Below are 8,686 nucleotides of genomic sequence, written 5' to 3' on the forward strand. Positions count from 1 at the left end.
CGGTGACGGTTTCACAGGCTGAAGAGGACATGGCTGATGGCCGGGTAGCCGAGGAGGACGAGGAAGCCCATGAACAGCAGCACGACGGGCAGGCTCATCTTCTCGGTGTCGGACTGGGCTTGGGCATCGATTTCGGCGAGGAACTGGGTGCGCAGGGTCTTGGCCTTGGCGGCGAGCGAGGTGCGCACCCGGGCGCCGTCGGCCCCGGCCAGTTGCAGGCTGGCCGCGAGTTCGTCGAACTCGGAGGTGTCGTAGCGCCTGCCGAGGTCGCTCAGGGCGGTCCAGGGCGGCTGTCGGCGCAGGGCGGCGTCGCGCAGGGCCTCGCGGATACGGACCATCGCCCAGGTGTCGCTGGCCGCACTGGCGTCGGTGAGGGCGCCGTTGACGCCCGCGCCCCCGGCGAGGGAGACCACGACGAGATCGGCGAATCCGGCGAGGGTGTGCCGCATCTGCTCACGGCGCTTGCGAGCCTCGTCCCGCAGGGACAGGTCGGGGGCCAGCCACAGGACGAGGGCGAAGCCGGCCCACAGCACGGCGGCGAGGCCGACCGACAGGGACACCCCCAGCATGCCCAGGAGCGCTCCCAGGAGCGGAGGGAGGACCACCGCCAGGACCAGGCTGGTGGTCTTCTCCGCCAGGTAACCGGCCGTGTCGCGCTCGCAGACCTCCAGGTCGCGGCGGGTGCGGGCGCCTGGCAGGCCGAACCCGGACAGCAGCGGGACGCCGATCCGGCCCAGACGGGCCAGCGGGCCGCCGCTGGGGTTGCGGGCCGGGGGTTCGGCGGGCGGCGGGGCGGCGAGGCGCTCGGCCAGGGTGGGGCCGCCGAAGCGCACGGCCAACAGCAGCCACACGGCCAGGCCCACGAGGGCGCCGCCGACGGCGGCGAGGAGGAGTTCGATACCGGGCATCAGACTGCCACCTCCGTGTCGCGCCGCGGGCCCGGGGCGAGCACGCGGGGTCCGAGACTGGGCTGGGAGAGCCGGGACAGCCAGGCCAGGGCGCAGGCCCACAGGACACCGATCCCGGCGAGGACCACCTGTCCGAGGAAACCGTCGAAGGGGTCCAGGTACTCGCGGTTGAACACCAGCAGGATCACGGCCATGCCGAGGGTTACCGAGATGATGATCCGGGTGGAGGTGCGCACCCGGGCCCGGTTGGCCGCCGTGCGGACCAGCATCGCGGCCTGTTCGCGCGCGGCCTCGGACAGGGAGCCCAGCAGCACCCCGAGGTCGGTGGCGTGGCGCGAGGTGGCGCTGGTCAGGGCCGCCGCGACCAGGTCGGCGGTGGGGTTGTCGACGTCGTCGGCGAACCGTCCGAGCGCGTCGCGGGGCGGGGTGCCCAGGCGGAGTTCGTCGGCGAGGCGGACGACCTGGTCGCGGATGGGTTCGGGGGCGATGGGGATGGTGGCGGTGATGGCCTGGTGCAGGCCCGCGGCCCCGGCCATGAGGTCGCGCAGCATCTCCGTCCACGCGGCGACGGCCTCCACCCCGGCGACCTGGCGCTGGTGGCGGCGGTCGGGGCCCAGGAGGGCGGGGGCCCACCAGGCGCCGACGGCCATCAGGAACCCGCCGACCGGCCAGCTTGTGAGGAGCCAGGCCGCCGCACCGGCCGCGATCGACAGGACGAGGCGCAGCGGCCGGTGCTGCCCGAACAGCGCGCCGCGCAGACGTCCCGGTTGCGCTCCGCCCCGGGGCAGCGCGGCCAGGGCGATGGTCAGCCCGATCCCGGCCAGGGCGCCGCAGACGGCGACGATGACGGTCAGTGTCATCGGACCCACCCCCCGACGCCCATGTCGGTGTGGAGGACCGAGGCGTCGAACCCGGCGGCGGTGAGGGCGTCGAGGGTCTCGGAACCCGGCGGCGCGGCGGGCAGGCGCTCGCCCGCGCGGTTCCTGCGGTAGATCTCGTTGGAGATGACGCTCTGCCCTTCGGCTCCGACCACTTCGCGCACGCTCGTCACCATGCGGCCGCCGGTGGGGAGCGCGGAGACGTGGATGACCAGGTGGACGGCGGCGGCGACCAGGGAGGCGGTGGCGTCCAGCGGAAGGCGTTCGGCGGATTGGGCGGCGTAGGCGCCCAGCTTGGTGAAGGCCCCGGCCGAGTCCGCGGCGTGCAGGGTGGTGAGGCTGCCGTCGTTGCCCTGACTCATGGCGTTGAGCAGGGGGACGGTTTCCTGTCCGCGGGTCTCGCCGACGATCACCCGGTCGGGCGACATGCGCAGCGCGGCGCGGACGAGGTCGGCGATGGTGATGGCGCCGACGCCCTCGATGTTGGCGGGCCGTGCCTGGAGGGCGACGCAGTCGGGGTGGGCGTCGACGTCCTTGTCGAAGCCGAGCTCGAAGACGTCCTCGATGGTGACGAGCCGCTCGCTGGGCGGGATCTCCGAGGCCAGGGCGCGCAGCAGGGTGGTCTTGCCGGCGCCGGTGCCGCCGGTGACCACCATGTTGCGCCGGGACAGGACGGCGGCCCGCAGCAGGGCGACCAGGACGGGGTCGAGGGTGCCGAGCCTGCGCAGGCGCTCCAGGGAGGTGCGGCTGTGGCGGTGGCGGCGGATGGACACGGCGGGTTCGCGGGCGACCTCCATGACCGCGTTGAGCCGCTCACCACCGGGCATGGGCATGTCGAGGATGGGCGCGCCGGGGTCGAAGCGGCGCTCGCCGCTGTCGGACTCGGCGGCGATGCGCCGGATGAGGGCGATGAGCTGCTCGGGGTCGTCGAACAGGGGCGACTTCTGCTCGCGGCGGCCGTCGGCATAGCGGACCCACACGCGGGTGCCGTTGACGTTGATGTTCTCGATCTCGGGGTCGTCCAGGAGCGGCTGGAGCGGGCCGAGGCCGCTCACCTGGGCGAGGACGCGGCGGGAGACTGCGGCCTCGGCGGCCGGTTCCAGGACGGGGCGGCCCTGGGCAAGGGCCTCCCCGGCGGTCTCGTCGAGGATGCGGGCGATGACGCGTTCGGCCTCGCGGCGGTAGTCGACGTCGGAGACCTCGCTCTCGCGCAGCAGTTCGCTGAGTCGGCGGGTGGCCTCGGCCGCGGTGCGCTCGACCAGCGCGTCCTCGCGTTCGCGGTGACCGCGTCCGTGGTCGAGGAAGTCGTCTCCGAAGGTGGCCTCGATCATGCGGCGGCCTCCGTGCGCTCGCGCGGCCGGGCCGTGTCCTGGACCAGTGCGCGCGCCAGGGACGCCGCTGTCTTGAACAGGGGCCTCTTCTGGGGGCGGCGCAGGTTCCTCTCGCCCCGGAGGAAGGCCGCGCTCTTGGGGTCGGCGGGCAGGCGGCCCCACACGGGCATGCCGACGGCGTCGGAGATCTCGGTGGTGGAGCGGTCGCCGCCGCTGATGACGGTGCGCAGTCCCGGCAGGGTCTCGAAGAGGTGGGCGGCCGACTCCTGGAGGCGGCGCAGTTGCGCGAGGTCGTCCTGGGCCACGAGCAGCGCGGCATCGGCGTGCGCGGCGAGGTGGGCGGTGGCGCTGCGGGGCGCGAGCCGTCCCAGGTCCAGGACGGTGACGGGCCCGTCGGTGGCAGCGAGCGATCCGGCGTTCTGTGCCAGCAGGCGGACCGCGCCGTCGGCGCGGTCGGCGGAGGCGGGCGCGGGGCAGACGGGGAGTCCGCCGGGCAGGGCCTGGGTGTGGCCGGCCGGGCCGCCGCCGTCGTAGCCGCCGGAGGCGCCGTGGCGAAGCGCGGCGGCCAGGTCGGTGAGTCCGGGTGAGGACGGCAGTCGGCGCCAGACACCGATGTCGCCGCCGGAGGCGTCGGCCTCCACCAGCACGGCTCCGCGCTCCTCGGGCCAGACCGCGGCCAGGGCCATGGCGGCCAGGGTGACGCCGGGCGCGCCACTGAGGGAGAACAGGGCGACGGTACGGGGCATCACGAGTCACCCCTGGGCTTGACCTGTGCGAGGGCGATGTTCTCGGTGGCGGCGGCGGTGGTGACCTCGGCGGCGTCGAGGGAGGAGACGACGAGTTCGACGACCACGGAGCCGTCACTGGCGGCGGGCTCCACACTCTGGATCGTGGCGGGATAGGCCTCGACCCCCCGCTGAGTCTCCTCGGGGCCTTCGGCGATGACGACGACGGACACCTCGGCTCCGGGGCGGAGGGAGGCGGGGAAGTCGCCGGGCTCCAGAGCGGCCCCGATCACCGCTTTGTCGGCCTCGGGGTACTCCGCGGGCCCGATCGCGGTGCCGGGGAGGAGGGAGCCGTCTGCGACGGGGACGGCCAGTGTGCGGCCGAGGACCTCCTCCAGTTGCGCCTCGGCCACGACGGAGACGCCCTCGGGCACGGCGATCCTGGCCACCACCAGGTCTTGCGCGGTCACCACGTGGCCGACGGGCAGGTTCCCGTCGGCGATGAGGACGCCTTGGGCCTGGTCGGTGCCCTGGACAGCCGTGACCCCGGCCAGGGCGCCGGTCGTGGCCAGGGCCAGCCCCAGCACCACCCAGCGCCAGCGTTTGGGCCCACCGCCCAGGAGCCGTACCTGGGGCGGCGGCGCGCCGGTACTGGTCCGGGGGCCGGGGACCGTGCTTGTGCCCACCATGTCGGTTTCCTCCGCTGCCTCGTCTTTGTGTCAGCGTCCGGACTCGGACACCAATGACTGTGATTCCTCGACCTCGACGGTGATCTGTGCGGCCGTCGCGGCCGTGTCGAGCGTTCCGGACGCACCGTCGGAGAACTCCCAGGCCACGTCCCAGGTGACGGCTGCGGTGACGGTGTAGGCACCGCCTTCCTGGGCACCGGAGGAGACGGTGTAGATGTGGCCGCAGTCGGGCGAGGCCGAGTCGGGGGCGTGCGCGGCCGGGTCGTAGGGGGTCCCGGGGCCGTCACAGACGATCTCGGTGCCCTCGCCCATGGTCCACGTGGTCTGCGCGGGGGTAGCGGTGAGCTCCAGCGACCAGCCGGGGACCGCTGCGCTCGCCGTGGCCGGAGCCCAGGTCTGCTCGTCGATCCACAGCCAGAGCGGGGTGTGCACCAGAACGAGGGAGCCCTCGGCGGGCGAGGTGGCGATCACGGGTTCGGGGAGCTCGAAGGAGTCCATGGACTCCTGGATGAGTGTGACGGGGTCGGTGCCGGGGGTGGCCGCGTCCTCCTCGGCGAAGACGGCGTCCCAGTCGATCGCGTCCCAGTCGACGGCGTCCCAGTCCACCGAATCCCAGTCGACAGCGTCCCAGTCCACGTCGGCGTAGGGGTCGTCGGGGTCGACGGCCCCGGTGCCGCCCCCGCCGGTGCTGCCGGAACCTCCCTCCGAGCCCGGGGTGCCGCTGTGGTGGTTCCACCACTGCAACAGGATCGAGCATCCGTCGCCGCCGCTGCTGCCGCACTCGATCTGTCCCAGGAAGGACGGCGAGCCCGCCGTGTCCGCGTTCGCGGAGGACACTGTTCCCAGCATGACGACCACGACCGTGAGCGAGGCCGCGCCTGCGCGTCTCAACATGTTCCCGGCTCCCAGATCCGAAGGTCGGACACGCGCCAGGCGAGTCCGTCGTGTATGAGTCGGGCCTCGACCAGTCGCGGTCCCACCCCGGCGGCGGGCTGCGAGGCGAAGCCCCACGAGGTGTCGTCGAGGCAGTCGGTGACCTGGGCCCTGTCGGACGACTCGACGAGGACCTCGGGGGCGAGGACGGGTTCGCCGGAGACGTCGGCCCCGGCCGTGACCGCGCCCTGGAGCGCCTCGGTCATGAGGGCCAGCGCGCCCCCGACGGCGTGGCGTTCGAGTGCGTCGGAACCTCCGCTGCCCTCGTGGGAGGCGGTGACGACCGCGTCCCACATGCCGGTGTAGGCGGCGAGGGCGGCCTCCTCTTCAGGTGTCCCCGCCTGCGCGGGGGCCGGGGAGGCCGAGGGTCCGGGCAGCGCAGTGGCCCCCTCGGGGGCCGGTGCGCACGCGACGGGCAGGAGGAGCGCCAGGAGGCAACCCGGGACCACCGCGTTCCGTCGGGCGGTGGAGGTCCTGGATCTCATCACAGACGTCTTTCCGTTCTGGTGGGACCTCTTGGGAACGAGTCCGCTGACGGGGTTCCCGTGGATGATTCGGAGTACTCGCGCCACTGCGGCGGGCCCGGAGATGGGCGCACACGCCCGATGGACCGGACACCACACACCACATGTGGTTTTGATTGGTCTTGTGTGAGCTTATAGAAGCATCGGACACGGAACAACCCGCACAAACGGAGACCCAAACCACAAGAGAGCAACAATATGCGGGCCAGGCTAAGAAAACGTAGAATCATAGGATGAATTAAGCCGCACTTCGGCGGACTAGTCGGTGTGGTCAGCGGTCCATCGTGGGCTCAGTGCGGTCAGACCGTGAGGACCCGTGCCCCCGAGGCGGTCAGCTCCTCTTTCAGATCGAAGGACAGACCGCTGTCGGTGATGACACGGTCGATCTCCTCGACCCCAACGACCCTAGCGAAGTGGTCACGACCGACCTTGGTGTGGTCGGCCAGCAGAACGGTCCGACTCGCGGAACCGATCATCGCCTGTTTGACCTGTGCGTCCGCCAGGTCAGCGGTGGTGACCCCGCGTTCGGCGGAGATACCGTCTGCGGTGATGAAGGCGACGTCCACATAGGTCTCCTCCAGAGCACGCAGAGCCCACACGTCCACGGTGGCCCGAGTGCGTGCTCGCAAGCGTCCGCCGAGCATCATGAGGTCGATGTTCTCGCGTGGCAGGAGGGAGAGCGCGGCCAAGGTGGAGTTCGTGACCACGGTGAGCTCGCGGTCGTTGGGGAAGAACTCGGCCAGCTTAGCGACGACCGCACCGGAGCCGAGGAGAACGGCACCGTTCTCGGGGAGCTCGGCCAGCGCGGCCTTGGCTATCCGCTCCTCTTCGGCCAGGGCCTCGTTACGCGGACCCGGTGGGGCCTCGAAAGCGAGCCGACCGACAGGGATGGCGCCACCGTGCACGCGGCGCAGGACAGCATGGCGCTCCAGAGCGGTCAGATCACGCCGGATGGTCTCGTAGGTGACACCGTACTCAGCGGAGAGCTGCGCGACATCGACCCGCCCCTCCTTGCGGGCGCGCTCCAGGATGAGGCTCTGACGCTCCTCCGCGTACATGTGGTATCACCTGATTTTCATTCTCGGGGCCATTGACACCCACGCAAAGGCCTCAGTATATGAAGGACCCTACCCAGTGGCAGGCGTCCTGAGCTATTGCGGTGCGGGAAAGGGCAGGGCAACGGAGCCGACCAGGCGTTCGGGACCAGGCAACGGCAGCAACGGGACGGGCACCCCACAGGCAGGGAGGCGAGCGAACCGAGAGGCAGCCCTGACATAGGCGAGGCCGCCCGAAGGGCCGGAAGCGCGCACGAGGAGGCCCGGTGCGAGAAGGCGATGGCGGCGCGGAACCGCCCGTGGGGTTCAGGCCTGCGACAGGAGGGAAACGTGTGCCCGAAGCGCCTCGGACACCTTCGGCGCCAGGCTGGCACTGGTGACGAGACAGTCCACCTCGTCGAGGCGCGCGAACCGGAACTCCCGGTCATTTCCAACCTCGGCCCGATCGGCCAGCACCACAATCTTGCGTGCCGTGTCCATCATCGCCCGCTGGCACCTGCCCTCGGATGAATCCCCGCTGGTCAGGCCACGTGAGACGGAGATCCCCTCAGGGGCGACGAAGGCGATGTCCGCGCTAAGCCCCTCCAGCTCCCTGGGTACGGCCAGAGTGGCACCCGTGCGGCGGTGCAGAGGACCACCTGTGAGATAGAGCGTGATGTCACCACGGTCAGCCAACAGCAAGGCCGAGGACACGGAATTGGTGACCACGGTGTAGCCGCAACCGAACGGCAGCCGGGCCGCGAGCAGCTCGGTGAGCGTACCGGCGCCCAGGAGCACGACCCCCTCGCCGGGAAGCTCGGCAAGCGCGGCCTGGACGATCCTCTCCTCTTCGGCGGACCAGTCGCCGACCCTGCGCAGCGTGTTCGAGGTGGTGGGCCGCTCTGAGGGGTGCTGGGTCCCCACGCCACCGACGACACCAGCGCAAACAACCACGTCGGCCTCCCCTGCTCCTCGACCGACGGCCCATGGGGCGGCTCCACACCGTTCTCCGCGGGCTCCACCGCGCTGAAGAAGTGCCATGATCCACCGCTTCGCCAGGCCACTCGGATGCCATTTTTTATCACGGCCCACAATCCACTCGCAACGGCTCACACCAGGCTTCTGGGGTTAGAGAGACCACCCAGAGCAGCAAAGGTGCCACAAGCCACGCCCCCGATCGGATTGGACGATCAGAAAGGCCGAGGTCACAGGCATTTCAGCCCTGCCGAGCAAGGAATCCTCGGATGGATCCCCACCGCGACCGTGACTCTGATCGCATTCGGCCGCCCGCAACGGCCCCTCTCCGAACCGGCGAGGCCGACCGCATGAGCCATGGGGAGAAAGCCACTCCGACATCTAGTGCAAGTAGGCACCAAGCACCCACGAGCGTACACAGTGACCCCGAGCCCCGCTTTTATCACAGTTTCAATACAGAATCTATGTGCGGGAGTGAAAACAAAAAAAATTCGCTGGGCCTTCCCCGCCAAGACATGTTACTGCTAAGTTCATCAACTCTCTGGCCTCATCAGTGCTGGTGCCAACGGAGACGACTGACCGCAGGATGACCCGCCCCGTGCCCTGAACACGAACAGCGGGTGAAGGGGGGTGACTTGGTGTGCCTCTAGCCCACGACATGGACCACGGCCCCCGCTACCTCCTCGCCA

General features: G+C 70.9%; 9 protein-coding genes. All 9 read right to left on the bottom strand.

Annotated elements, in window-relative coordinates; translation table 11 throughout:
- Positions 1-11: 11 nt before the first annotated feature.
- Positions 12-908, bottom strand: a complete 897-nt coding sequence (locus ACFHWE_RS11065; protein ID WP_416600840.1) for a type II secretion system F family protein — start codon at positions 906-908, stop codon at positions 12-14.
- A complete protein-coding gene (locus tag ACFHWE_RS11070; RefSeq protein ID WP_416600842.1) occupies positions 908-1,777 on the bottom strand; it encodes a type II secretion system F family protein in 870 nt (289 codons plus the stop codon). The genes ACFHWE_RS11065 and ACFHWE_RS11070 overlap by 1 nt, the downstream gene beginning before the upstream one ends.
- Positions 1,765-3,117 (bottom strand): CpaF family protein, encoded by a 1,353-nt coding sequence (locus tag ACFHWE_RS11075; RefSeq protein WP_416600844.1) that lies wholly within the window; start codon positions 3,115-3,117, stop codon positions 1,765-1,767. The genes ACFHWE_RS11070 and ACFHWE_RS11075 overlap by 13 nt, the downstream gene beginning before the upstream one ends.
- The gene (locus tag ACFHWE_RS11080) at positions 3,114-3,863 is read right to left on the bottom strand and encodes a hypothetical protein (protein ID WP_416600846.1); all 750 of its coding nucleotides are present in this window, start codon (positions 3,861-3,863) and stop codon (positions 3,114-3,116) included. Before ACFHWE_RS11080 ends, ACFHWE_RS11075 begins: the two co-directional genes overlap by 4 nt.
- A complete protein-coding gene (locus tag ACFHWE_RS11085) occupies positions 3,863-4,531 on the bottom strand; it encodes an SAF domain-containing protein (RefSeq protein ID WP_416600848.1) in 669 nt (222 codons plus the stop codon). Before ACFHWE_RS11085 ends, ACFHWE_RS11080 begins: the two co-directional genes overlap by 1 nt.
- Before the next feature lie 30 nt (positions 4,532-4,561).
- Positions 4,562-5,425 (bottom strand): hypothetical protein, encoded by an 864-nt coding sequence (locus ACFHWE_RS11090; protein WP_416600850.1) that lies wholly within the window; start codon positions 5,423-5,425, stop codon positions 4,562-4,564.
- On the bottom strand, positions 5,419-5,949 hold the full coding sequence (locus ACFHWE_RS11095; protein ID WP_416600852.1) for a hypothetical protein: 531 nt from the start codon (positions 5,947-5,949) through the stop codon (positions 5,419-5,421). The genes ACFHWE_RS11090 and ACFHWE_RS11095 overlap by 7 nt, the downstream gene beginning before the upstream one ends.
- Before the next feature lie 338 nt (positions 5,950-6,287).
- Entirely contained in the window at positions 6,288-7,046 is a 759-nt protein-coding gene (locus ACFHWE_RS11100) for a DeoR/GlpR family DNA-binding transcription regulator (RefSeq protein ID WP_416600853.1), read from the bottom strand.
- Positions 7,047-7,349: 303 nt separating this feature from the next.
- Positions 7,350-7,946: a DeoR/GlpR family DNA-binding transcription regulator gene (locus ACFHWE_RS11105; RefSeq protein WP_416600855.1), complete on the bottom strand. Its 597-nt coding sequence runs from the start codon at positions 7,944-7,946 to the stop codon at positions 7,350-7,352.
- Positions 7,947-8,686 lie beyond the last annotated feature (740 nt).

This window comes from Nocardiopsis sp. LOL_012, assembly GCF_048060475.1.
In the GTDB taxonomy this organism is placed as follows: domain Bacteria; phylum Actinomycetota; class Actinomycetes; order Streptosporangiales; family Streptosporangiaceae; genus Nocardiopsis.

Coding starts and splice junctions, on each gene's coding strand:
- ACFHWE_RS11080 (WP_416600846.1), bottom strand. CDS start 3,863: ATGCCCCGTACCGTCGCCCTGTTCTCCCTCAGTGGCGCGCCCGGCGTC.
- ACFHWE_RS11085 (WP_416600848.1), bottom strand. CDS start 4,531: ATGGTGGGCACAAGCACGGTCCCCGGCCCCCGGACCAGTACCGGCGCG.
- ACFHWE_RS11090 (WP_416600850.1), bottom strand. CDS start 5,425: ATGTTGAGACGCGCAGGCGCGGCCTCGCTCACGGTCGTGGTCGTCATG.
- ACFHWE_RS11095 (WP_416600852.1), bottom strand. CDS start 5,949: ATGAGATCCAGGACCTCCACCGCCCGACGGAACGCGGTGGTCCCGGGT.
- ACFHWE_RS11100 (WP_416600853.1), bottom strand. CDS start 7,046: ATGTACGCGGAGGAGCGTCAGAGCCTCATCCTGGAGCGCGCCCGCAAG.
- ACFHWE_RS11065 (WP_416600840.1), bottom strand. CDS start 908: ATGCCCGGTATCGAACTCCTCCTCGCCGCCGTCGGCGGCGCCCTCGTG.
- ACFHWE_RS11075 (WP_416600844.1), bottom strand. CDS start 3,117: ATGATCGAGGCCACCTTCGGAGACGACTTCCTCGACCACGGACGCGGT.